Origin of the sequence: Rhodococcus (subgen. Prescottella) equi (assembly GCF_003013675.1) — a bacterium.
Lineage (GTDB): Bacteria > Actinomycetota > Actinomycetes > Mycobacteriales > Mycobacteriaceae > Prescottella > Prescottella equi.
On sequence record NZ_CP027793.1, the window covers coordinates 46452 to 71709 of the forward strand.

Annotated in this window: 17 protein-coding genes; 11 read left to right on the forward strand and 6 right to left on the reverse strand. The window is 68.6% G+C overall.

Going from position 1 to position 25258, the window contains the following annotated elements; all coding sequences use genetic code 11:
- The first annotated feature begins 29 nt into the window (after positions 1–29).
- The 5 genes from gltB (at position 30) to C7H75_RS00245 (ending at position 11090) form a co-directional block, all read left to right on the forward strand.
- The gene (gltB, locus tag C7H75_RS00225) at positions 30–4616 is read left to right on the forward strand and encodes a glutamate synthase large subunit (RefSeq protein ID WP_106850781.1); all 4587 of its coding nucleotides are present in this window, start codon (positions 30–32) and stop codon (positions 4614–4616) included.
- Positions 4609–6060, forward strand: a complete 1452-nt coding sequence (locus tag C7H75_RS00230; RefSeq protein WP_005516534.1) for a glutamate synthase subunit beta — start codon at positions 4609–4611, stop codon at positions 6058–6060. Before gltB ends, C7H75_RS00230 begins: the two co-directional genes overlap by 8 nt.
- A gap of 297 nt (positions 6061–6357) precedes the next feature.
- On the forward strand, positions 6358–8148 hold the full coding sequence (locus C7H75_RS00235) for an Ig-like domain-containing protein (protein ID WP_106850782.1): 1791 nt from the start codon (positions 6358–6360) through the stop codon (positions 8146–8148).
- Positions 8149–8170: 22 nt separating this feature from the next.
- Positions 8171–9916, forward strand: coding sequence for an Ig-like domain-containing protein (locus C7H75_RS00240; RefSeq protein ID WP_106850783.1), 1746 nt, complete (start codon positions 8171–8173; stop codon positions 9914–9916).
- A 259-nt stretch (positions 9917–10175) separates the two neighbouring features.
- Positions 10176–11090 (forward strand): cutinase family protein, encoded by a 915-nt coding sequence (locus C7H75_RS00245; protein ID WP_005516530.1) that lies wholly within the window; start codon positions 10176–10178, stop codon positions 11088–11090.
- A 6-nt stretch (positions 11091–11096) separates the two neighbouring features.
- Here the strand turns inward: C7H75_RS00245 and C7H75_RS00250 are convergent, their stop codons facing one another.
- Positions 11097–11675 (reverse strand): DUF732 domain-containing protein, encoded by a 579-nt coding sequence (locus C7H75_RS00250; RefSeq protein WP_106850784.1) that lies wholly within the window; start codon positions 11673–11675, stop codon positions 11097–11099.
- Between the two features lie 338 nt (positions 11676–12013).
- Between C7H75_RS00250 and C7H75_RS00255 the strand changes: the two genes are divergently transcribed.
- Positions 12014–12919 carry a hypothetical protein gene (locus C7H75_RS00255; RefSeq protein ID WP_233281828.1) on the forward strand — a complete coding sequence of 302 codons (906 nt, stop codon included), beginning with the start codon at positions 12014–12016 and terminating at the stop codon, positions 12917–12919.
- A 60-nt stretch (positions 12920–12979) separates the two neighbouring features.
- Here C7H75_RS00255 and C7H75_RS00260 read toward each other — a convergent pair whose 3' ends face one another.
- From C7H75_RS00260 to C7H75_RS00270, 3 genes are read right to left on the reverse strand one after another with little or no spacing between them, the layout of a single operon-like run.
- Complete coding sequence (locus C7H75_RS00260; RefSeq protein ID WP_013414406.1) at positions 12980–13780, reverse strand: SDR family oxidoreductase; 801 nt, start codon at positions 13778–13780, stop codon at positions 12980–12982.
- Positions 13777–15438, reverse strand: coding sequence for an FAD-binding dehydrogenase (locus C7H75_RS00265; RefSeq protein ID WP_084844067.1), 1662 nt, complete (start codon positions 15436–15438; stop codon positions 13777–13779). Before C7H75_RS00265 ends, C7H75_RS00260 begins: the two co-directional genes overlap by 4 nt.
- A 17-nt stretch (positions 15439–15455) precedes the next feature.
- Entirely contained in the window at positions 15456–16079 is a 624-nt protein-coding gene (locus tag C7H75_RS00270; protein WP_084844066.1) for a TetR/AcrR family transcriptional regulator, read from the reverse strand.
- A gap of 79 nt (positions 16080–16158) precedes the next feature.
- On the opposite strand from C7H75_RS00270, the gene C7H75_RS00275 reads away from it, so the two are divergent.
- The 3 genes from C7H75_RS00275 (at position 16159) to C7H75_RS00285 (ending at position 19174) form a co-directional block, all read left to right on the forward strand.
- Complete coding sequence (locus C7H75_RS00275; RefSeq protein WP_084844065.1) at positions 16159–16653, forward strand: hypothetical protein; 495 nt, start codon at positions 16159–16161, stop codon at positions 16651–16653.
- A gap of 56 nt (positions 16654–16709) precedes the next feature.
- Positions 16710–17003 (forward strand): putative quinol monooxygenase, encoded by a 294-nt coding sequence (locus C7H75_RS00280; protein WP_013414408.1) that lies wholly within the window; start codon positions 16710–16712, stop codon positions 17001–17003.
- Between the two features lie 149 nt (positions 17004–17152).
- A complete protein-coding gene (locus C7H75_RS00285; protein WP_233281829.1) occupies positions 17153–19174 on the forward strand; it encodes a CocE/NonD family hydrolase in 2022 nt (673 codons plus the stop codon).
- An 87-nt stretch (positions 19175–19261) separates the two neighbouring features.
- Here the strand turns inward: C7H75_RS00285 and C7H75_RS00290 are convergent, their stop codons facing one another.
- A complete protein-coding gene (locus tag C7H75_RS00290) occupies positions 19262–19954 on the reverse strand; it encodes a DUF998 domain-containing protein (RefSeq protein WP_106850786.1) in 693 nt (230 codons plus the stop codon).
- Between the two features lie 7 nt (positions 19955–19961).
- Entirely contained in the window at positions 19962–23303 is a 3342-nt protein-coding gene (gene lysX, locus C7H75_RS00295) for a bifunctional lysylphosphatidylglycerol synthetase/lysine--tRNA ligase LysX (protein ID WP_511772079.1), read from the reverse strand.
- Positions 23304–23412: 109 nt separating this feature from the next.
- Here lysX and C7H75_RS00300 point away from each other — a divergent pair, with 109 nt between their 5' ends.
- Positions 23413–23643 carry an RNA-binding S4 domain-containing protein gene (locus tag C7H75_RS00300; protein WP_005516516.1) on the forward strand — a complete coding sequence of 77 codons (231 nt, stop codon included), beginning with the start codon at positions 23413–23415 and terminating at the stop codon, positions 23641–23643.
- Positions 23644–23729: 86 nt separating this feature from the next.
- The gene (locus C7H75_RS00305) at positions 23730–25250 is read left to right on the forward strand and encodes a molybdopterin-dependent oxidoreductase (RefSeq protein ID WP_106850787.1); all 1521 of its coding nucleotides are present in this window, start codon (positions 23730–23732) and stop codon (positions 25248–25250) included.
- Positions 25251–25258: the final 8 nt, after the last annotated feature.

The following is a 25258-nucleotide window of genomic DNA, read 5'->3' on the forward strand; positions in this document are numbered from 1 at the left end:
GTGCATCTACGCATACGAAGGCAGTAGGTATGAAGCATCTTCCCGGGCCCCAGGGGCTCTACCACCCGGCGAACGAGCACGACGCGTGTGGCGTCGCGTTCGTCGTCGACATGCACGGTCGGCGCAGCCGCGACATCGTCGAGAAGGCGATCACCGCGCTCGTGAACCTCGAGCACCGCGGCGCCGCGGGCTCCGAGCCCAACACCGGTGACGGCGCGGGCATCCTGCTCCAGGTCCCGGACCGCTTCCTGCGCGCCGTCGTCGACTTCGAACTGCCCGCCGCGGGCGCGTACGCCACCGGCATCGCGTTCCTGCCGCAGGGCGACGCTGCTGCCGACGAGGCCGCCGCCGGTGTCGAGAAGATCGTCGCCGAGGAGGGCCTGACGGTTCTCGGCTGGCGCGAGGTCCCCACCGACGACTCGTCGCTCGGCACGCTGGCCCGCGCCGCGATGCCGACGTTCCGTCAGGTGTTCATCGGTTCGGCCGGCGATTCGGTCACCGACATGGACCTCGAGCGTCGTGCGTACGTCATCCGCAAGCGTGTCGAGCACGAGCTCGGCGAATCCGGCGCCGGCGAGGACGGCCCGGGCCGCGAGTCGGTGTACTTCCCGAGCCTGTCCGGCCAGACGTTCGTCTACAAGGGCATGCTCACCACGCCGCAGCTCAAGGGCTTCTACCTCGACCTGCAGGACGACCGTGTCGAGAGCGCGCTGGGCCTGGTGCACTCGCGCTTCTCCACCAACACCTTCCCGTCGTGGCCGCTGGCGCATCCGTTCCGCCGCGTCGCCCACAACGGTGAGATCAACACCGTCAGCGGCAACGAGAACTGGATGCGGGCCCGCGAGGCGCTCATCAAGTCCGACGTGTTCGGCGACGGCGCGCTCGAGAAGATCTTCCCGATCTGCACCCCCGGGGCCTCCGACACCGCGCGCTTCGACGAGGTGCTCGAGCTGCTGCACCTCGGCGGGCGCAGCCTGCCGCACGCAGTGCTGATGATGATCCCGGAGGCCTGGGAGCGTCACGAGAGCATGGACCCGGCACGCAAGGCGTTCTACGAGTACCACTCGGCGCTCATGGAGCCGTGGGACGGCCCGGCATCGGTGTGCTTCACCGACGGCACCGTCGTCGGCGCCGTGCTGGACCGTAACGGCCTGCGCCCGTCGCGCGTGTGGGTCACCGACGACGGCCTGGTCGTCATGGCGTCCGAGGTCGGCGTCCTCGACATCGCCCCGGAGAAGATCGTGCGCCGCATGCGCATGCAGCCGGGCCGCATGTTCCTGGTCGACACCGCACAGGGCCGCATCATCTCGGACGACGTGATCAAGTCGGAGCTCGCCGCGGAGCACCCGTACCAGCAGTGGATCGACGAGGGCCTCGTCCAGATCGACGACCTGCCGGAGAGCAAGTACACATACATGACCCACGACCGGGTCGTGCTGCGCCAGCAGATCTTCGGCTTCACCAACGAAGAGGTCAACCTCCTCGTCAAGCCGATGGCCGTCACCGGCGGCGAGGCGCTGGGCTCGATGGGCACCGACACCCCCATCGCGGTGCTGTCGGCCCGTCCGCGGATGCTGTTCGACTACTTCCAGCAGCTGTTCGCGCAGGTCACCAACCCGCCGCTCGACGCCATCCGCGAGGAGATCGTCACGAGCCTGGGCGGCACCATCGGCCCCGAGGCCGACCTGCTGACGCCGTCGGCCGCGTCGTGCCGTCAGATCGTGCTGCCGCAGCCGATCCTGCACAACGACGACCTGTCGAAGCTGATCCACCTCAACGACAACGCGAAGTTCCCGCACTTCCGCAGCGTCGTCGTGCGTGGTGTCTACCCCGTCGCACAGGGCGGCGAGGGCCTGCGCAAGGCACTGGACACGGTGCGCGACAAGGTGTCCGAGGCGATCGCCGGTGGCGCCCGCATCATCGTGCTGTCGGACCGCGAGTCCAACGAGAAGTACGCGCCGATCCCGTCGCTGCTGCTCACCGCCGCGGTGCATCACCACCTGGTGCGCGAGAAGACCCGTACCAAGGTCGGTCTCGTCGTCGAGTCCGGTGACGCCCGCGAGGTCCACCACATGGCGGCGCTGCTCGGCTTCGGCGCCTCGGCCGTCAACCCGTACATGGCGTTCGAGACCATCGACGAACTGCTGCAGTCGGATCAGCTCGCCGGCCTGTCGCTGGACAAGGCCGTCACGAACTACATCAAGGCCGCCGGCAAGGGCGTGCTGAAGGTGATGTCGAAGATGGGCATCTCGACGCTCGCGTCGTACACCGGTGCGCAGCTGTTCCAGGTGATCGGCCTGTCGCAGGAACTCGTCGACGAGTACTTCACCGGCCTGCAGTCCAACCTGGACGGCATCGGTCTGGACGAGATCGCGGCGGATGTCGCTGCGCGCCATGCCAATGCGTACCTGGACCGGCCGGAGCTGCGGGCGCACCGCGAGCTCGAGGTCGGCGGCGAGTACCAGTGGCGCCGCGAGGGCGAGTACCACCTGTTCAACCCGGACACGGTGTTCAAGCTCCAGCACTCCACCAAGACCGGCCAGTACGAGGTCTTCAAGGAGTACACCAAGCTGGTCGACGACCAGTCCGAGCGCCTGGCGTCGCTGCGCGGCCTGTTCAAGTTCAAGAGCGGTCTGCGTCAGCCGATCTCGATCGACGAGGTGGAGCCCGCCAGCGAGATCGTCAAGCGGTTCTCCACCGGCGCGATGAGCTACGGCTCGATCTCCGCGGAGGCACACGAGACCCTCGCGATCGCGATGAACCGACTCGGTGGCCGCTCGAACTCCGGTGAGGGCGGCGAGCATCCGTCGCGCTTCACGCCGGACGAGAACGGTGACTGGCGCCGGTCTGCGATCAAGCAGGTCGCGTCGGGCCGCTTCGGTGTCACGTCGCACTACCTGAGCAACTGCACCGACATCCAGATCAAGATGGCGCAGGGCGCCAAGCCCGGCGAGGGTGGCCAGCTGCCGCCGCACAAGGTGTACCCGTGGGTCGCCGAGGTGCGTGGCTCCACCCCGGGCGTCGGCCTCATCTCGCCGCCGCCGCACCACGACATCTACTCGATCGAGGATCTGGCCCAGCTGATCCACGACCTGAAGAACGCGAACCCGCAGGCGCGGATCCACGTCAAGCTGGTCTCGGAGATCGGTGTCGGTACCGTCGCCGCGGGTGTCTCGAAGGCGCACGCCGACGTCGTGCTCATCTCGGGTCACGACGGTGGCACGGGCGCGTCGCCGCTGACGTCGCTCAAGCACGCCGGTGCGCCGTGGGAGCTGGGCCTCGCCGAGACCCAGCAGACGCTGCTGCTCAACGGTCTTCGCGACCGCATCGTGGTCCAGGTCGACGGTCAGATGAAGACCGGCCGCGACGTCATGATCGCGACGCTGCTCGGCGGCGAGGAGTTCGGTTTCGCGACCGCTCCGCTCGTGGTCTCGGGCTGCATCATGATGCGCGTGTGCCACCTCGACACCTGCCCGGTGGGTGTCGCGACGCAGAACCCGGTGCTGCGCAAGCGTTTCGCCGGTAAGCCGGAGTTCGTCGAGAACTTCTTCATGTTCATCGCCGAGGAGGTGCGCGAGCTGCTCGCCGAGCTGGGCTTCCGCACCCTGCAGGAGGCGGTCGGCCAGGTCGACGTCCTCGACACCACCGCGGCGCTCGAGCACTGGAAGGCGTCCAAGCTGGACCTGTCCCCGATCCTGCACCGGGTCGAGTCCGCGTTCGCGGACCAGGACCTGTACTGCTCGGGCACACAGGAACACGGCCTGGAGAAGGCGCTCGACCAGCAGCTGATCCAGCTGGCTCGTCCGGCGCTCGACAAGGGCGAAGCCGTCGCCTTCGAGTCGGAGATCACCAACGTCAACCGCACGGTCGGCACCATGCTCGGCCACGAGGTGACGAAGGCTTACGGCGCGGAAGGACTGCCGGACAACACGATCGACATCACCTTCACGGGCTCGGCGGGCAACAGCTTCGGCGCGTTCGTGCCCAAGGGCATGACGCTGCGGCTGCACGGTGACGCCAACGACTTCGTCGGCAAGGGCCTGTCCGGTGGACGCATCGTCGTCCGCCCGCCGCTGAAGACGGCCGAGGGCTTCGTGCCCGAGGACAACATCATCGGCGGCAACGTGCTCCTGTTCGGTGCCACTGCGGGTGAGGCTCTCGTCCGCGGCATCGTCGGCGAGCGTTTCGCCGTCCGCAACTCCGGCGCCACCGCTGTCGTCGAAGGTGTGGGCGATCATGCCTGCGAGTACATGACCGGTGGCAAGGTGGTCATCCTCGGAAAGACCGGCCGCAACTTCGGCGCCGGTATGTCCGGTGGTGTGGCGTTCATCTTCAACCCGGATCGTGATTTCGGGACCAACCTCAACACCGAGTTGGTCGATCTCGAGGACCTCAGCGTCGAGGATCTCGAATGGCTGCACGGCGCCGTCGAGCGCCACCGCGACGAGACCGGATCCGAGGTTGCGGCTCGGATCCTCGCCGACTGGTCGCACCAGAAGGCACATTTCGCGAAGGTCATGCCGCGCGACTACAAGAAGGTCCTCGTCGCTATCGAGACCGCGAAGAAGAACGGAACGAACGTGGACGACGCAATCATGGAGGCAGCTCGTGGGTGATCCGAACGGCTTCCTGAAGCACACGTCGCGCGAGCTGCCCATCCGCCGCCCGGTGCCGCTGCGCCTGATGGACTGGAAGGAGGTGTACGAGGACTTCTCCTCGGACACCCTCAAGACCCAGGCCAGCCGGTGCATGGACTGCGGTATCCCGTTCTGCCACAACGGCTGCCCGCTCGGAAACCTGATTCCCGAGTGGAACGACCTGGTCTACAAGGACCGGTGGCGCGAGGGAATCGACCGGCTGCACGCGACCAACAACTTCCCGGAGTTCACCGGGCGACTGTGCCCGGCGCCGTGTGAGGCGTCGTGCGTGCTCGGCATCAACCAGGACGCGGTGACCATCAAGCAGGTCGAGGTCGAGATCATCGACCGCGCCTTCGACGAGGGTTGGGTCCAGCCGGTGCGCGCGTCGCACATCACCGGCAAGAAGGTTGCTGTCGTGGGCTCCGGCCCCGCGGGTCTGGCTGCGGCGCAGCAGCTCACGCGGGCCGGGCATTCGGTGACGGTGTTCGAGCGTGAGGACCGCATCGGCGGTCTGCTGCGCTACGGCATCCCCGAGTTCAAGATGGAGAAGCGCCACATCGACCGCCGGCTGGCGCAGATGGAGGCCGAGGGCACGGTGTTCCGCACCGGTGTCAACGTCGGTGTCGACATCACCGCCGAGCAGCTGCGTGAGCAGTTCGACGCGGTGGTCCTCGCCGGCGGTGCCACCGAAGCGCGTGACCTCCCGATCCCCGGTCGCGAGCTGGACGGCATCCATCAGGCGATGGAGTTCCTGCCGATCGCGAACCGTGTGCAGTTGGGCGATCTGGCGGAGCCGACCATCACCGCGAAGGGCAAGAAGGTCGTCATCATCGGCGGCGGCGACACCGGTGCCGACTGCCTCGGCACCAGCCATCGTCAGGGCGCCGAGAGCGTGCACCAGTTCGAGATCATGCCGCGGCCCCCGGCCGAGCGCGCCGGCTCCACTCCGTGGCCGACGTACCCGCTGATGTACCGCGTGTCGTCCGCTCACGAAGAGGGCGGCGAGCGCGTGTTCTCGGTCAACACCGAGGAGTTCGTCGGTCGCGACGGCAAGGTGACCGCGCTCAAGGCGCACGAGGTCGAGATGGTGAACGGCCGCTTCCAGAAGGTGGAGGGCTCGGACTTCGAGCTCGAGGCCGACATCGTGTTCCTCGCGATGGGCTTCGTCGGTCCCGAGAAGCCGGGCCTGCTCACCGATCTGGGTGTCGACCTCAACGAGCGCGGCAACGTCGCCCGCTCGTCGGAGTGGGCCACCAATGTCGACGGCGTGTTCGTCGCGGGCGACATGGGCCGCGGCCAGTCGCTCATCGTGTGGGCCATCGCCGAGGGTCGCTCCTGCGCGGCCGCGGTCGACAAGTTCCTCGAAGGATCGACGGCTCTGCCGACGCCGATCAGCACCACCAGCGCTCCGCAGCGCTGAGCGATCGGCGGGGATCAACGTCGCTCCCTGCCGATCGTCCTTCGAAGCCCGAAGGCCCCGTTCCACGCATCGCCTCGCGTGGGACGGGGCCTTCGCCCTTTTTTCGGTCCGAAACGTGCGGAGGCACGAATTGTTTTCTGGACGTTCGACCAGAAAACGCTTCTACAACGATCTTGCAACGGCTATGGTCTGCCGCATGTGATGAGTGACACATGACCGCCGAGTCGGGGGAAAGGCGGACCTACCCGAGGAGGATCAGTGTTTTCGTCGAAACTTCGTAGAGCGGCCGGCCCGCTCGTGGCCTTGGCCAGCGCAGCCGCGCTGACCTTGGGCATGGTCGGGACGGCAGGTGCCGATCCCACGGGGCCGCCACCGTCGGCGACATCCGGTGACCAGCCAGCCGACAACCTTGGCTGGAAGACCGAGGTCGTCAGCGTCAACGGTGTGGCCGGCAACGTCGCCAATCCCGGCGACACGGTCACCTACCGGTCGAGCATCTGGGAGAACTCGAAAGCCGGCGGCTTCCTGAATCTGGGCCGGTACATGACCTCCATCCGGCACATCGCGCCCGCCGGATTCCAGTTCCTCAACGGGAACACCACGCCGAACGGCACCGTGACGAGCGAGGGCGCAGCCGGTGTCAAGGCCGTCTGCGCCGGGAACGGTTGTACGTCCGTTCCCGTGCTCGGCACGGACGGGTTCAAGGTCATCGGCAGCACCGTGCTGACTTTCACCGTCAACTACAAGATCCCGGACAACTTCGCGCCCGGTGACTACGACAGCGGCTTCCTCTTCGACGTCTACACGTTCAGCAGCCAGCAGGGCTCCAACGCCTCCGGTGCCAAGGTTCGGGTCCTGGACAACAAGTCGGAGACCACCACTTCCGTGGCTCCCGTCGGCACGGTGGCCATGGGTAGCTCGACGGATCTGACGGCCACGGTCTTGCCGGCCGGTGCCACGGGCACCGTGCAGTTCTTCGACGGGTCCGATCCGATCGGGGCTCCCGTCGCGGTGAGCGGTGGAACCGCCACCCTGGCGCACACTTTCACCGCAATGGGGACGTACTCCATCTCGGCCAAGTACACGGCTACGGGTCTGTTCCACGATTCGGAGTCGGCTCCGGTCGAGGTCGAGGTCGGCCCGGTCCAGACCGCGACGACCGTGACCGTGCCGGCCACGGCCGAGGCAGGCGCGACGGTGCCGCTGCAGGCCACCGTCACTCCGGCCGACGCACAGGGCACCGTCCAGTTCGCGATCAACGGTACCGACGTGGGCAGCCCTGTCCAGGTCAGCGGCGGCACGGCCACGCTGAACCATCGCTTCGACGACCCCGGCAACTTCTCCGTGACGGCGAACTTCGTCGGCGGCTTCGGGGTCGCCGGTTCGGCCGCCACCGCGCAGCAGATCGCCGTCTCGTACGGTGACTGGCAGACCACGACGGTGGTCGTCGAGCCGGTGACCGCCGAGGCCGGTAGCCCCACCAACCTGATGGCGACCGTTCGCCCCATCCCGACCGGTGGCACCGTCACCTTCTCCGTCGACGGCACCGCTGTTGGCACCGTCGATCTGGGCACCGCCGACGGCGTCGCGGCTTTCGCGCACACCTTCGACACCGCCGGCACCTACCAGGTGGTCGCCGACTTCGCCGGTACCGAGGGCTTCTCGGCCTCCACGTCCGCACCGTTCACGGCCACGGTCGCCCCGACCGCGCCCGTGCTCACGGCCGTGAACGCGGACCTGACGGTCCAGGGTCTGTCGGTCGTCGGCCAGACCGTCACGCTCACCGTCGATGTCGACCCGGCCGACGCGCAGGGCACCGTCCAGTTCTACAAGGGCACCGAGGCCGTCGGCGCCCCGGTCGCCGTCGTCGACGGCAAGGCGTCCGTCACCACCACCCTCGACTTCGAGGGCACGCAGCTGATCACCGCGAAATTCGTTGCCGGTGAGGGCTTCCGTGACACGGTGTCGAACCCTGTCGTGCTGAACGTGTCGGCCGCGCCGGTGGCTCCGGAACCGGGCGCCGGCAGCCTCGGCTCGCTGTTGGAAGGCCCGCTCGCCGGGCTGCTCGCCGGATCGATCGGAGGCTGACGAGATGAGTGCAGGAGGATCGATGAGTTCCAAGCTGTACCGCTACCTCGCGCCGGTCGCCGTGGGGGCGACGGTGGTCGCCGGTGCCGGTGTCCTGGGCGTGGGAGCCGCGTCCGCGGCGACGACGACCACGCCGTTCAACAACGCGTGTCAGGCGACGCCGTCCTCGAGTCTGGCCGGTGGGCCGCAGACTCAGGTGCAGGCGGCGTCGGTGACGGTCGATGCGCCCGAAACCGTGGCGCCCGGTGAGGAGTTCGTGGTGACGATCTCGCCGCCGCCGATCTCGGTGCCCAACGATCTCGGTTCGGGCGCGAGCCTGTCGAACATCTCGCGGCTCAAGATCGACGTCGCGATGCCGGAGAACGCGCAGTTCGTCGGCGCCGAGGTGGTGGCCGGGACGTCGTCGGGCATCACGGGTGTCGCGCCGAACGTCCTCGTGGTCAACGAGAGTGGAAATCCCGACCCGAACGGCACGATCATCCGGCTGTCCGGCAACAACGAGACGATCGGAAACGGACCGAAATCCTCGAAGAGTTCCGAGGGCGGCATCAAGGCGAACGCGTCGGGCAGCACCACTACGTTCCAGTTGCCGCAGGTCAAGGCCACGCTGAAGGCCGGCGCGGCCGGTGAGATCTCGATGAAGCTGCGCACCGCAGGAAACGCCGGTCAGTTCGGCAACGACGCCAACTTCCTGACGTTCCTGCCCCGGGCCAGTGCGCCGATCGTCGGCACCGTCTGGGCGCCCACCCAGTGCTCGCCGCGGGACACCGCGAGCGGTCCCCTGAACGCCGGAGCCGGTCCGCTGGCCACGATCCAGATCCAGCGCCAGGCGGTCGCGACCGTCACCTACCTGGACGGCCCGAGCGCGGTCACCAACGGCGGCGAGTTCACGCTCAACGCCACGGTCGTGCCGACCCCGGACAGCGGACAGGTGCAGTTCACCCGCGACGGTGAGGATGTCGGTGCACCGGTCGATCTGGTGAACGGCAAGGCGTCGCTGCCGCAGTCGATCGACACCGACGGCGACTACGTCTACGAGGCGAAGTACCTGGGCGCGGAGTTCTTCAACCCGTCGACCGCGTCGAAGTCGGTCACGGTGACGTCACAGGACATCCAGACCACGACGTCGGTGACCGGGCCGGAACAGGACGCCTACCGTGACCAGCCGGTGAACCTCACCGCGAAGGTCGAGCCGGGTGTCTCGGGTGGCACGGTGGCGTTCGAGGTCGACGGAACGCCGGTCGGAACCGCCGACGTGATGGATGACGGTGTCGCGGTGCTCCCGCACACCTTCACCACCAACGGCACGCACCGGGTGATCGCGCGGTACTCGGGCGCGGACGGCATCTCCCCGTCGGTCTCGCTGCAGTACCCGGTGAGTGTCACCGAGGCGCCGGCCGCCGACGTGGCCACCACGATCACGGTCGATCCGGTCGCCTCCACCGCCAAGGGCTCGCCGGTGACGCTCACCGCGCGCCTGGATCCGGCCGACGCCCGGGGCACGGTGCAGTTCAAGCTCGGCGACGTGCTGCTCGGCGGACCGGTGCGGGTGGACGCGAACGGCGTCGCGACGCTGACGACGTTCTTCCAGAACCCGGGAGAGTTCGTGGTCACGGCCCAGTTCACCGCCGACGCCGGGTTCATCGACTCGGCGGCGACTCCGGTGAACGTCACGGTGACCGGCGATCCGGACACCGTTCCGAATCCGGGCGGTGGCACCGGCAGCCTCGGTGGGCTGACGGGACTGTTCGGTAGCTTGGGCGGCTGATCCGATCCGTCTGGTGGGCCCCCTCGCGGAAGGCGAGGGGGCCCATCGTGTTCCGGGTACGAAGAGGACGTTTCGAAGAAGCCCACCACCGCGCCCCGCTCCGGTAACGTGCGTTTACCGATCGTGCACCGTATCGACATGTGGGGCTGCCAAGATCTACCTGTCGCGTCACCCGCAGGCGTTGTCACGGGAGGGGACGTCACGACATGTGGCCATGGGGAAGTGGCCACTCGGAGCGAGTGAGTGGGGTGCCGGGTTGATGCGTGTGAAGAGGTCGCTGGCGGTGTTCGGAGCCTGCGTCGCAACGGTTGTCGGTTCGGTGGTGTCGGTGGGGGTCGGCACTGCGCAGGCTGCTCCGAGTTGCCCGAATCTGCAGGTGGTGGCGATTCCGGGAACCTGGGAGACCACGACGGATCCGGGCGCGAGCCGCGGTCCGGGTCTGCTGTCGGCGGTGACCAACCGGCTGCCGTCGTCGGTCGGTGTCGACTACGTGACCTATGTGGCTACGGCGTTCCCGTGGGAGACCGAGGTGTACGGCGCGTCCAAGCGGCAGGCCGTCGACAACGCGCGCGGGATCATCGCGGACGTCGCCGGGCGCTGCGGCAACACGAACTTCGCCCTGATCGGGTACAGCCAGGGCGCGGACGCGGCGGGTGACCTGGCAGCCGAGATCGGTACCGGGCTGGGCGTCGTCCCACCGAATCGGATTGCGGCGGTGGGGTTGTTGTCCGATCCGCGCCGGTCCGAGGGTGACAACATCGTCGGCCCGCAGGTGATCGGAAACGGGGCCGGCGGACCGCGGATCGGCGGCTTCGGTCTGGTGAACCCGCAGACGCGCACCTTCTGTGCGGCCGGTGACCTGTACTGCTCCACCCCGAAGGACGACTTCGTGACCCGCCTGGCCGGGTTCATGGCCCAGAACTCTTCACCGCTGGCGCCGCTCAGTGGTCGGTACGCGCAGGAGGCGCTCGTCATCGCGCAGGACGTGATTGCCGCGGGCGGTGTGCCCACCCTCGAATCGCAGTCCTCCGACGGCGCCAACCACGATCGGGCCGACAAGCTCCGTCAGTTCTACGAGTCGCAGGTGCATCAGGACTACTCGACCTATGTCGTCGATCGCAACGGCGCCACCGCGACGTCGTGGCTCGCGAACTGGTTGCGCTCCGTGGCCTGACGGGCGTCAGCAGTACGTCTTCTCGGCCGTCGACACGTAGATCTCCGCGATCCGGTCCGCCGGCATCGGCAAGAACTGTGCGTATGCCTTTCCGGCCGAATCGAATTCGGCCAGAACGCTCGACCGTGAATCGCCCCGTGCCAGGGCCTCGCACGTGCCCTGCGCGTACAGCACCTCGACCCCGTCCATCCCGGTCGGTGGTATGCCCGCGCCCCGCAGTGCGGCGAGGTAGCGCTGCCCACGTTCGCCCGACTCGGCGACGACCTGCTCCGGTGACCGGGCGTCGATTCCGCCGGCCGCAGGTGCGGCCGGGCGCGGAGCGGGCGGCGGCACGGTGGTCACCGGTGGTGGGGGCGCGACCGTCGTGGTCGGTGCCGGCAGGGGAGTGGACGGTTCCGTCGCCGGGGCAGGCGCGGCCTGACCGGGGGACGACGCCTGTGCCGCTGTCGACGTCGTGGGGCTCGCCGAGGTGGCGGAAGCGTCGTGTCCGGTGTGTTCCGGCGTCGAATCCTGCCCGCTACACGCGGTGAGAAGCAGTGCTCCTGCTGCCGCGACGGCGGCGGTAACTGCACGTGTGCTCGTCATGAGCAAACAGTGTGGCATGTCGAACTACTGACCGGTAGACCCAAAAAATTCGATGGGCGAAAAGTCGCGAGATTCGTATTCGGCGGCGCCGTGCTGTGATATAAACCACTCCAGCTGTTACCTTGCGTAACAGTCGAAGGCGCTCCGAGTCCGCGGCGAATGTGCAGGTAGAAGCCATTCATTCGCCGGGCTCTCGGTGCTGTGGACGACGGGGTGTATCCGCAGCACAGTTCGACTGACCGAAACTCGCGGCGAGAGGCGTTCGCCGTTGCTCACCCCTCTGTGTGCCCATAACCCGTGGATACGCACATCGAATGCTCGATAACTGAGGAGGACGTGTGAAGAACGATTCGAGAGTCACGCGGCGTCGCGGGGCAATGCGCACCGTGGCCGTGGCAGGTGCGGTGGGCGCCTCGATGGCGCTGCTGGCTCCCTTGGCGTCGGCAGCTCCGACGCCCGCCCCTGTCCCGGGTGGTGGCGTGTGCGATCCCGCAATCGCGCAAGGCTGCCTCACGGTGCTCGTCGAGAGCGGTACGTTCGCGAACAACGGCTTCAACTTGCCGATCGGGCTCGGCGACATGGTCATCGCGGGCAACGCCCCTGACGACGACTTCATCCCCCGCGACGACGGCCACAACGGTGTCTACGGCAAGCCGTTGACGGTGCCCGGCGGTGTGCTCGGGGTCGATCTCCCGTTCAACAACCTGTTCGGCTTGGCCGCGGTGACCGCGACGGTCGAGGCGGTGGAGGTTCCGGTGTTCAACGGCGACCTCTTCAACTTCGATATGACCCTGAAAACGCGGATGAAGATCGACAATCCGTTCCTGGGCGACAACTGCTACATCGGGACCGATTCGGCCCCGGTCGAACTGAACCTGCACAAGTCCAACCCGGTCGACGACCCGTCGTCCATCGGTGTCAGTGACGGCACGGAGTGGCCCGCCGGCGTCTTGGTTGCGTCCAACATCCAGAACACGGCGTCGGACTTCACTCTTCCGGGGGCGACGGGCTGCGGTCCGTTCGGGATTCTCAACCCGATCGTCAACTGGCGGGCCAAGGTGCCCAACTCCACCGGAACGGAGCTGACGACCAAGGCGACCGGCTTCATTTCGGAGTCCGCCGCCGGTGGTACGGATCCGCTGGACGGTGCGGACGACGGCACCGGTTCGAGCGGTTCGAGCGGATCCAGTGGCTCCAGCGGTTCGAGCGGCTCGGACAGCTCCAGCGCTTCCAGCGGTAGCTGATTCGCCCATGATCCGGGCGTCCTGCCGGCCCGTCGGGGGGTCGGCAGGACGTCCGTTCGTCTACTTCAGCCCGTGGAACCGGGCCATCATCTTCTCGGTGAAGGCCCGCGGCGCGAGTCGACGGACCGTGAACACGAGGGGGGCCTTGTTCCCGACCGCGTACAGCGGCTTGGGTTTGTCCGCCTCGATCGCCTTCACGACCAGTTCCGCGACCGTCTCCGCGCGGATTCCTCGATCCTCGTTGCGCTGCATGGCCTTCGACACCGTCGTGTAGTCCGCCGTGTACGGCGAACCGTCGGCGATGTACCGGGTGCGACGGTCGCCGATGCCGGTGGCGATGGTGCCCGGTTCGACGGTGGTGAGCCACACGCCGAACGGGCTCAGTTCCCGTCTGGCCGCCGTCGCGAAGCCCTTCAGTGCGCACTTCGTGGCCACGTACGACGACCGGAACGCGAGCGGGAAGCTCGCGAGCATCGAGCCCACCATCACGACGCGGCCGTTGCCGCGCTCACGCATGCCGGGGAGCAGTAGTTGTGTCAGCTGGATCGCGCCCAGGACGTTCACCTGGAACAGGCGGTCGATCGCGTCCAGTGGCAGTTCCTCGAGCGGCCCCATCTGGCTCTCACCGGCGTTGTTGACCAGGACGTCCACGGTTCCCGCTGCGCGGGCGCACGCCTCGATACTCGCCCGGTCGGTGAGGTCCAGTGCCAGGTATTCCACGCCGGGAACTCGCGAACTCGGTTGCAGCGCATCCGGGTTTCGAGTGGTGCCGAGTACCCGATACCCGCGCGAGACCAGCGCCCGGGTTACTTCCAGGCCGATGCCCGACGATGCGCCCGTCACGAGCGCGGTGCGGCTCACCCGAGGCTCCGGCCCAGCGCGCGTCCGGCCGCGCGCCCGGAGAAGATGCAGCCACCGAGGAACGTGCCCTCGAGCGCGCTGTAGCCGTGCACGCCGCCGCCGCCGAACCCGGCGACCTCACCCGCGGCGTACAGGCCGTCGAACACGCTGCCGTCGGGCCGGATCACCTGCGAGTCCAGATTGGTCTCGAGACCGCCGAGGGTCTTACGGGTGAGCAGGTTCAGACGCACGGCGATCAGTGGTCCGTGCGCCGGATCGAGGAGCCGGTGCGGCTTGGCGACCCGGATCGCCTTGTCGGGCAAATAGGTTCGCGCGTTGCGGATGGCCATGACCTGCATGTCCTTCGAGAAGGTGTTCTCCATCTCGCGGTCACGCGCGACGACCTCCCGTTCCACCTGGGCGTGGTCGAGTTTCGCGTCGGGGGTCAGCGCGTTCATGCCGTCGACCAGGTCGCGCAGATTGTCGCGGACCACGAAGTCCACGCCGTGTTGCTTGAAAGCCTCGACCGGGCCGGGCGCACCCTTCTTCACGCGTCCGAGCAGGAGTTTCATGTCCTTGCCGGTGAGGTCGGGGTTCTGCTCGGAACCGGAGAGCGCGAACTCCTTCTCGATGATCGACTGCGTGAGGACGAACCACGTGTGATCGTGCCCGGTGCCGAGGATGTGCTTGAGCGTCGCGAGGGTGTCGAAGCCCGGGAACAACGGCACCGGTAGGCGCTTTCCGGTGGCGTCGAGCCACAGCGACGACGGGCCGGGGATGATCCGGATGGCGTGATCGGGCCAGATCGGGTCCCAGTTGACGATGCCCTCGGTGTAGTGCCACATGCGATCCCGGTTGACGATGTTGCCGCCCGCGTTCTCGGTGATCTCGAGCATGCGGCCGTCCACGTGCGCGGGCACGCCGGTGATCATGTGCTCGGGCACGCGGCCCAGGCGGTCGACGGGCCAGTTCTTCTTCACGAGGTCGGGGTTGCCGCCGATGCCGCCGGAGGTCACCACCACGGCCTGCGCGCGGAGTTCGAACTCGCCGGCGGGTGTGCGGGACGACTTCACGCCGCGCGGTTCGGTCGACGGCTCGAGCACCGTGCCGCGCACCCCCACGGCGGCGCCGTTCTCGACGATCAGATCGTCCACCTGGTGCCGGTAGCGGAAGGTGACCTGTCCGCGGGCGGCGGCGTCGAGCACCGGTTCGCGGAACACCCGGACCACTTCCGGTCCCGTGCCCCACGTGATGTGGAAGCGCGGTACCGAATTTCCGTGACCGGTGGCCAGCCCACCGCCGCGTTCGGCCCAGCCGACGTTCGGCATCACGCGCAGGCCGAGATCGTGCAGGTAGGCCCGCTTCTCGCCGGCCGCGAAGTCGACGTAGGCCTCGGCCCACTGCCGGGGCCAACGGTCTTCGCGGTCGCGGTCGAATCCGGCGCTGCCCAGCCAGTCCTGCAGCGCCAGTTCACGGGAGTCCTTGATGCCCATGCGGCGCTGCTCGGGGCTGTCCACCAGGAACAGGCCGCCGAGTGACCAGAACGCCTGTCCGCCCAGGTTTTCCACGTTCTCCTGGTCGACGACGAGAACCTTGCGCCCGGCCTTGACCAGTTCGTGGGTCGCCACCAGGCCCGCCAGTCCCGCTCCGACAACGATGACGTCGGCTTCCGTTGCCACTGCCTGTCTCCTGTCCGTTAGGTACCGCTGCTGTAACTGCTCACGACGGTGACGAACAGCCGCTGACGCGCCTGCCGGACCGCCTCGTTCTCGGGTTCCATCAGCACCTGCACGGCGGTGCCGTCGTGGATCGCGACCAGTGCCCGTCCCAGGGCCGCGCGGTCGGTGGCGCGTCGCCCCGCCGCGGCGAGAGCGTCCTCGACGATCGGCAGGATCGTGCCGAGAATCGCGTCCTCCCGGGCCGCCATGACGCGTTTGAGGGCGGGGTTGCGGAGGGCGTGCGCGGTGAACTCGGCGGTGATCCGGTACCACGCGTCGTCGACCGGAATCGCGGCCAGGACACGCTCGACGGCCGAGTCGAGGGTGAGGGTGGCCGGGCGGTCGGCGAGGGCGGTGCGGATGCCGTCGAGCATGGTTGCCGAGCGCTGCTCCCACATCGCGAGGAACAGCTCGTCCAGCGAGGTGAAGTTCGAGTAGAAGGCGCCGCGGGTGAACCCGGCGCGTTCGCACACCTGCTCCACCGTGGAGCGCCCGAAGCCCTCCTCGGCGAACACGTCACCGGCCGCGTCGAGCAGCCGTTGCCGCGTCTCGGCGCGCCGTTTCGTGACGCGCTTGGGTCGCGGTGTCTCGGCCGTCTGCACTGGTCACCCTCAACTTTCCGCGTCGGACCCCGTTCGATACAAAACTGTATCCGACGAACTCCGGCGTAGCGTCGAAATCGTGCAGATCTGGTATGTGAGCTACGGGTCGAACATGTCGCGCGCCCGCCTCGACTGCTACCTGCGGGGCGGTTGTCCCGCCGGCGGCGGGCGTACCTGTGCCGGCGCGCGGGACCCGCACCCGCCGGTGGGCCGCGCCGCCGTCCGGCTGCCGGGCACGGTCTACTTCGCGGGCCAATCGGTGGTGTGGGGCGGTGGGCGGGCGTTCTACGACCCGGACCTGCCCGGCGACACCGCCGCGTGCGCGTATCTGGTGACGGCCGAGCAGTTCGACGACATCCACGGTCAGGAGCCGTCGTGCTACGACCGAGTCCTCGACCTCGGGACGCGCGAGGGGTCCCCGATGTGGACGTTCACGGCGGCGGTGGGTCGCGCCGACGTCGTGCGGACCGCGCCGTCGGCCCCGTACCTGGACACCATGGCGACCGGACTTCGCGAAGTGTTCGGCTGGAATTCCGAACGGGCGCAGGCGTATCTGCGGCGTTTACGGCTCTGACCAGGGTACCGTCGAGGTGCCGCATACTGTGGCGGCGCTCACAGAATAGGGATCCGATGTCGAATCTGCATGTCGTTGCGACAATTCCGGCCAAGGCCGGCTCCGAGAACACGGTTCGTGCCGCGCTCACCGCGCTGGCCGAGGAGAGCCGCAAGGAGGACGGTTGCGTGTCGTACGACCTGTTCGAGTCCACGTCGGCACCGGGCACGTTCGTCGTCGTCGAGGTGTGGAAGGACCAGCACGCGCTCGACACCCACATGAAGTCGGACCACATGCGTGAGGCCGCCGGCGCGTTCGGCGCCCACCTGGCCGCAGCCCCCGGCATCCACCCGCTGCGCCCCGTCTCCTGACGTTTCCCCTCCTTCCCGCGTTTTGCGCACTTGTCGCGAGTTTTCGCCCCGCGAATCGACGATAAGTGCGCAAAACGCGAGGCCGACCGGGGAGTATTGAGGTTCTCGACGCGGGGTGAGGCGTCGCCCGGAGCATGGGGAGGGCTCGGATGCGGTGGATCTCGAGGACGCTGGCGGCGATCGCGGTCGCGGCGATCGCCACCGTCGGAACGGTGGCGCCGGCGAGTGCCACCCCGGACGCGGGAGAACTCGGCGCGCAGTGGACGGCCACCGCGGACGGCCCCGCGGCGTACCCCGGCATGGACATCGCGTGGGACGTCCCGATCCGGATGAGCGACGGGGTGATCCTGAAAGCCAACGTGTACCGGCCCGCGGACGCGGACGGGCGGCCCGTCGACACCCCGTTCCCGACGATCGTGAGCATGACGCCGTACACCAAGCTCGTGTCGGCGCTCGCCGAGGCAGCGGTGTCGGCTCCGGGAATCAGCGACGCGGTCATGGACTTCGCCCGCGACATCAACTTCTCCGGAACACAGTTGAGCGGTATCACCGATCTGACGCGGGCCCTGTCCGGCGGCGGGCTGCGCACGTTCACCGTCGACCGAGAGCTGATCCGCAGCGGGTACACCCAGGTGGTCGTCGACGTGCGCGGTACCGGTTTCTCGCAGGGGATCTGGCAGGTGTTCCAGGAGCGCGAGCAGCAGGACACCATCGAGACCATCGAGTGGGCCGCGCAGCAGGCGTGGTCGAACGGCCGAATCGGCATGAGCGGGGTCTCGTACTCCGCTATCAACCAGATCCAGGCGGCGTCGAAGCGGCCCGCGGCGCTGCAGGCGATCGTGCCGATCGAGCCGGGCGGCGACCTGGTCCGGGACGTCGTGGCGCCGGGCGGGGGTGCGGGCGTCGGATTCCTGCCGTTCTGGTTGGCGGCGGTCAACGGGCTCAAGCTGATTCCCGACGTCCAGGCGTTGATGCAGGGCAACCTCGACCAGACGTGGTTGCGCGACCGGATCGCCGATCCGGCGACGTTTTTCCAGTACCTCATCCAGGCGATCACCATCCCCGACGTCGACTCCATCCCGCCGGAGCTGCAGACGCTGCTCGAGCCGGACAGCTCGCTGCGCCTGGCCTGGCTGCCGCACGCCGAGCAGATCACGGCACCGACCCTGCTCTACGGCGGCTGGCACGACATCTTCACGAACTCACAGCCCCGGTTGTACAACGCGATCCCGCTGGCGCCCGGGAAGAAGCAGCTCGTCATGGGCGACACCTACCACCTCAACCCGGGCAGCGGCTTCGGTGATCCGGGCTACCCGCCGCGGCTCGACGTCCTGCAGCGGGCGTGGTTCGACCGGTGGCTCAAGGACATCGACAACGGCATCGAGACGTACGGCCCGGTCACGTCGTATCAGCAGGGCAACGGCTGGACCACCACGGATCGGTTCCCGCGCGCGGGCGTCGAACATCGCCGGATGTATCTGGCGGCGCAGCCGTCCGGCACCACCGCGGCGTCCGTGCACGACGGTTCCCTGCTCGCATCGCCACCGTCCGGTACGACGACTCTGACGGTGGCGCCGGGGCTTTCGAGCCTGTGCTCGCGGGACGCTGCGCAGGAACTCGCGGGCCTCCTCGCCGTGATCGACGGCTGCGCCAAGGACAACCGGATCGCGGAGCGGGATGCGCTCACGTTCACCAGCGCCCCGGTCGCGGCACCCACCCAGATCTCGGGGCCGGTGAACGTGCATCTGAACACCGTGCTCGACACCACCGACGGCTACTGGACGGCCACGCTCGACGATGTTGCCCCGGACGGTACGTCGACGGTCCTGACGTCGGGCCAGCTCACGTCGTCGCTGCGGGGCATCGACGAGGCCCGCAGTGAGCGCTCCGCGAACGGTGACCTGACCGACCCGTTCTACACGCTCACCCTCGCGGCGCGTCAGCCGATCGTGCCGGGCCGGCCCACCACGCTGGACGTCGGGCTCACCGCGACGGACGCGCTGCTGCAGCCGGGGCACCGTCTGCGGGTGTCGGTGGCGGCGAGCAACTTCCCGAAGGGCATGCTGTTGCGCCCGCTGCTCAACGAGAGCCGGTTGGCGCCCCAGCATCTGGTGCTGGACCCGGCGTCTCCGAGTTTCGTCAACGTTCCGCTAGACGTCCCGATCCCCTGATCCCACGGTCCGCCCCCCTCCCGCGTTTTGCGCACTTGTCGCGCCCACGACCCCCGAAATTCCGCGATAAGTGCGCAAAACGCGAGGTCAGGGGGAGACGGGGACGGGCGCCGAGGACGCCCCGTGCACGGCCCGCCAGGCACGGTCGCTGAGCAGCGTGGCCGCGACGAGGACCATCCACCCGCTCATCGACAGCAGTTCGACGCGCTGCGCGAAGCCGAGCCAGCTGTGACTGCCGGACGGGTCGTCGACCCCGACGAGCATCCACAGGGTGCCGACGAGGAACAGCACGACGACGGCGAGCCCGGACCACCACATCGCCCGCGGCGCACGGTAGACGAAGATCGCGATGATCAACGCGACCGCCGAGACCACGGCGGCCGTCACCGACACCGTGCTCGTGACGGCGTGCCACTGGTGGGTGAGCGGAACCTGCGTCGCCTCGCAGGCCGCCGTGGAACACCGCAGCGGCAGACGGGAATCGGCGATCGTGCCCACCGCGAAGACACCCAGCGCGAGCCAGCCGACCGTGGTGAGGAAGCGTCGCGGCGTGATCGTCAGCCCCAACACCGCCGCGACGGTGAGCACGATCCCGGTGAGCAGATCGCCGCTGCGGTAGAGGATCCCGTAGCGCTGGTCGGTGGCCGCCAGCTGGCTCGCGAACCCCTCGAACGGGCCCTCACCGGAGTTGAGGAAGAACGCCAGCACCCACGACGAGTACAGCACCGCTCCGGAGATGAGTAGGGCCGCGATGGTGTACCTGCGCAATGTGAGTGACACGGCGACCTCAGTTGCGCGGCTTGGCGAACGGGAACGCCAGCGATTCGCGGATGCTGCCGCCGGTGATGAGCATGACGATCCGGTCGACGCCCATACCGAGCCCGCCGGTGGGCGGCATCGCGTGCTCGAGCGCCTGCAGGAAGTCCTCGTCGAGTTCCATCGCTTCCGCGTCGCCGCCGGCCGCGAGCAGCGACTGCTCGGTGAGCCGTCGTCGCTGGTCGATGGGATCGGTGAGTTCGCTGTACGCGGTGCCGAGTTCGACGCCCCACGCCACCAGATCCCACTTCGCGGCCACACCGGGGATGGTGGGGTGCGGGCGGGTCAGCGGCGACATCGACGTCGGGAAGTTGGTGTAGAAGGTGGGGAACTCGGTCTGACCCTCCACCAGATGCTCGTACAGCTCCTGCGCGACCGCGCCTGCGTCCCAGCTCTTCTGGTACTCGATGTCGTTCTCGTCGCACAACTTCTGCAGCACCTCGAGGGGTGTCTCCGGGCTGACGTCCACGCCCAGTTTCTCGGCGACCGCGCCGTGCATCGTCTTCACGGGCCATTCGCCGGAGATGTCGACGGCGACGAGTTCGCCGTCCGGACCGGGACGCATGATCGTCTGGCTGCCGTGTGCGGCGACGGCCGCGGCCTGGATCAGCTCGCGGCACAGCACCATCATGCGTTCGTAGTCGCTGTGGGCCTCGTACGCCTCGAGGATCGTGAACTCCGGGTTGTGCTTGAAGTCGACCCCCTCGTTGCGGAACACCCGCCCGATCTCGAACACCTTCTCCATGCCGGCCACGCACAGACGTTTGAGGAACAACTCCGGTGCGATCCGCAGGTACAGGTCCAGGTCGTACGCATTGATATGGGTGACGAAGGGGGCCGCGTTGGCGCCGCCGTGGATACGCTGCAGGATCGGCGTCTCCACCTCGAGGTAGTCGCGGCCGGCGAGGGTGTCGCGCAGCGACTTCACGATCGCGGTACGCGCCGCCAGCAGCCGCCGCGACTCGGGGTTGATCGCGAGGTCGACGTAACGCTGCCGCACGCGAGTTTCCGCGTCCGTCAGGCCCTTCCACTTGTCGGGCAGGGGGTGCAGGCATTTGCCGTTCATGCGCCACTCCGTCGCCAGCAGCGACAGTTCACCCTTGCGGCTGCGGCCGATGGTGCCGCTCACCTCCATGAGGTCGCCGAGGTCGAAGTCGGTGGAGAACTCGTCGAGCCGGTCGCCGACCGTGGTGCGTTCGATGAGCACCTGGATGTCGCCGGACCAGTCCCGCAGCACCGCGAACGCGACCCCGCCGTACGTGCGGATCCGCAACAGGCGCCCCGCGATTCGCACCCGGGTGCCCTCCGGGGACGACGTCGCGGCGGCGACGGTGTGGGTGGGCGGGTAGGCGACGGGGTACGGATCGATGCCCTCGTCGGCCAGGCGGGCGAGCTTGTCCATGCGCACGCGAACCTGTTCGGGCCGGCGCGGTCCCACCGATTCCGGGGCCGTCCCGTCCGTCCTGCCCGTGGGCGCGTCGGCCGCCGGAGCGGCAACGTCGGGCGCACTGCCGTCCGCGTGCAGGACACCGGAGACGGCGAGTGCCGCCGGCACCGCGGCGCGGGTCCCGGTGTGCGTGGGCGCCTTCGCCCGGTGCCCGAACGTGGGCAACGTCAGGAAACCCTCGGCGATCGCCGACGCGATTCCGACGCGCGGCAGCTGCCGGTTGTCGTCGAAGCACAGGTACCGCGGCGCCCATTCGGGCTGGTACTTGACGTTCGAGCGGTACAGGGCCTCGAGCTGCCACCATCGGGAGAAGAACAGCAGCATCGACCGCCAGACCCGCAGGATCGGACCGGCACCGATGCGCGCGCCCTCCTCGAACGTGGAGCGGAACACCGCGAAGTTGAGCGACACCCGCACGACGCCGAACTCGTCGGAACGGGTCGCGAGTTCGGTGACCATCAGTTCGACTACACCGTTGGGGGCGTCGGGGTTCCGGCGCATCAGGTCGAGCGATGCGCCGTTCGGACCCCACGGGACCAGCGACAGCATGCCCAGCACCGTGCCGTCCTCGCCGAGCGCCTCGACCAGGAGGCAGTCGCCCTCGAGGGGATCGCCGAGCCGGCCCAGGGCCATCGAGAAGCCGCGCTCGGTCTCGGTGTCGCGCCACGCATCTGCACGCGCGACGACGTCGGCCATCTCGGCGGGCGGGATGTCGCGGTGGCGTCGGATGCGGACGGTGACGCCCTGCTTCCGGACCCGGTGCACGGCCTGGCGGACCTGCCGCATCTCGCGGCCGTTCAGATTGAACTCCCGGGTTTCGAGGATCGCCTCGTCGCCGAGCTGGAGCACCGACAGACCGGCCCGCTTGTACGCGGTGGCACCGGCCTCGCTCGCTCCCATCACGGCGGGCGCCCAGCCGTACTTGGAGCACAGGGCGAGCCACGCGTCGATCGCGTGCGGCCACGCCTCCGGGTTGCCGATCGGGTCGCCGCTGGCCAGGCACACGCCGATCTCCACGCGGTAGGTGACGGCGGCCTTGCCGCTCGGAGCGAAGACGACGGCCTTGTCGCGGCGGGTCGCGAAGTAGCCCAGGGAGTCGTCGGCACCGAAGCTGTCGAGCAGGCCGCGCAACGCCGATTCGTCGTCGCCGGTCAGCGCGTTCGACGCCCGCTGGGAGCGGAACAGCGTGATCACCGCCGCGAGCAGGGCGAGCGCCCCGAACAGTCCCAGCAGGGTGTTGACGAAGACGTGGGGGTGGCCGTCGAACTGTTCGTTCTCGACCACGACGAGGGCGGTGACGCGGTTGAGGGCCCACAGGAACCGCTGACCCGACGGCAGCGTGCCCGGGAACAGCTCCACCAGCCCCCAGCCCAGCAGGGTGCCCACCGCCAGGCCGGACACGAGGACGCCCAATGCCTTCCACGCGGCGCCGCGGCGGACCCGCGTGTAGAACTCCTTGCGGGCCGCGATCAGGATCCCGACGACCGCGAGCTGCACGACGCACGCGACGGCGGCGTTGACGTTCTCGTCCGCCACCGCGGTGACCGCGTTGAGAACTGCGAAGAGGGTCAGGTAGATCGTCAGCAACCACCACGCGATCCGTTTGCGGCTCGCGAGTGCGGCCGCCACCAGACCGACCACGACGGCCCACGACAGGCTCGTGTCGGGGGCGTCGAAGTAGTAGTCGTCGATGTACAGGCGCGGCGTGTGCACCAGGTAGCGCAGCGCGGGCGACAGGCTCCACAGGAACACCAGCACCGAGAAGACGCCGAGGACGAGGCCCGCGATGTGCGGAACCTCCGACAGCCGCCCGCGTTTCGGCGTCACCCGGGTCTGGTGGTGGTCCCGCCTGTCCGTGGTGTCCACAGGGCTACCGGTACTCGTGGCCATCGAGGTCCTTCCAGTGACTGTCGTCTCTCCGAGTCCAGTGTGAGGCGTCGATGGGCCGTTTGGGGCCAAGGAGGAAGATGGAGGCATGTCTGACGCTGTGGACGAGGTCCCGATCCGCGACGAATCGATCCGCCTGGGTCAATTCCTCAAGCTGGCCAATCTCATCGAGTCGGGTGCGGAGGCGAAGGTCGTCGTCGCCGAGGGTCTGGTCAGCGTGAACGGCGAGGTGGAGATCCGACGCGGTCGGCAGCTGCGGGACGGGGACGTCGTCGAGATCGGTGGCATGTCGGCGCGGGTGAGCGCGCCCGTGTCCTAGCGGCCGGCAGATCCCCGTCGGGACCCATCCGCCTACCCGGCCGGCGCCGAATACTCGGACGTAGCCGGAAGGAAAGCGGGGGACACATGACGACGCGTGCACTGTCGGGGATACTCGCGGCCGCGGTCGTGCTCGGGATCGGCCAATTGGTGTCGGTGCCGATCGGGCCCCCGTCGTCGCCCTTCTTCGCGGTCGGGTCCACCACCGTCGACCGCAGCCCAGCGTGGGCGCGGGAGTTCGCGATCACGACGTTCGGCACCAACGACAAGCCTGCTCTGTTCGTCGGGATGACGGTGCTGATCGTGGTGCTGGCGGCGGTGGCCGGCATGGTCGAGCGACCGCGCCGCCCGTACGGCAGCGCGATCCTCCTGGTCCTGGGGCTGGTCGGGGTGTACGCGGCCGTCAACCGGCCCGGGGCCACCGCGTCGTACGCACTGCCGACGATCGTCGGTGTCGCCGCCGGGATCGTCACACTGCGGGTGCTCACCGCGCGTGCGCCGGTGCGGACCGGGTCCGGGCAAGACGCGCCGGGGATGGCGCGCCGCCGGTTCCTGGTGCTGGCCGCGACAGCCGCCGCCGTCGCCGCCGCGGCGGGGGCAACGGGACGCTATCTCGCCGACCGGGTGGCGGGCGCGGTCCGTAACCGCGACGGCCTCGCCCTGCCCACGGTGCCCGCCACCGACCGCGCGCCGGCCCTCGCGCCCGGAACCGACGTCGCGGTGCCGGGCGCCACCCCCTTCGTGACCCGCAACGGAGACTTCTACCGGATCGACACCGCGCTGCAGGTGCCTATGCTCACCACTGACGAATGGCAGCTGCGGATCCACGGCATGGTCGATCGCGAGATCACCCTGAGCTGGGACGACCTGATCGCCCGCACGCCGATCGAACGCGCGATCACGCTGACGTGCGTATCCAACGAGGTCGGCGGCGAACTCGCGGGCAACGCCACCTGGGTCGGGTACCGGATCAAGGATCTGCTCGACGAGGTGGGCGTCGCGTCCGACGCCGACATGTTGCTGTCCACCAGTGCCGACGGCTTCACGGTCGGCACCCCGGTCGAGGTCCTGCGCGACGGCCGCGACGCGATCCTCGCGGTCGCGATGAACGGCGAACCGCTCCCGTTCGAGCACGGCTATCCGGTGCGTCAGGTGGTGCCCGGGCTGTACGGGTTCGTGTCGGCGACCAAGTGGGTGGTCGACTGGGAGCTGACCCGCTTCGACCGCGCCGAGGCGTATTGGACCCGACGCGGATGGGCGGCGCAGGCACCGATCAAGACTGCGTCGCGCATCGACGTGCCCGCCGCGTTCGGGAAGATTCCGTCCGGCCCCACGATCGTCGCGGGGACCGCATGGGCGCAGCACCGCGGCATCGAGAAGGTCGAGGTGCGGGTCGACAACGGCGTGTGGCAGACCGCGACGCTGGCGCCGCAGTACTCGATCGACACGTGGCGGCAGTGGACGTGGCAGTGGGACGCGCCTCCCGGTGTGCACAGCCTGCAGGTGCGTGCCACCGATCGGGCCGGCAACACTCAGACCGAGGAGCGGGCGGCGCCGATTCCAGACGGCGCGAGCGGGTGGCACTCGCGCACGGTGACGGTGTCGTGAGGCGGCCT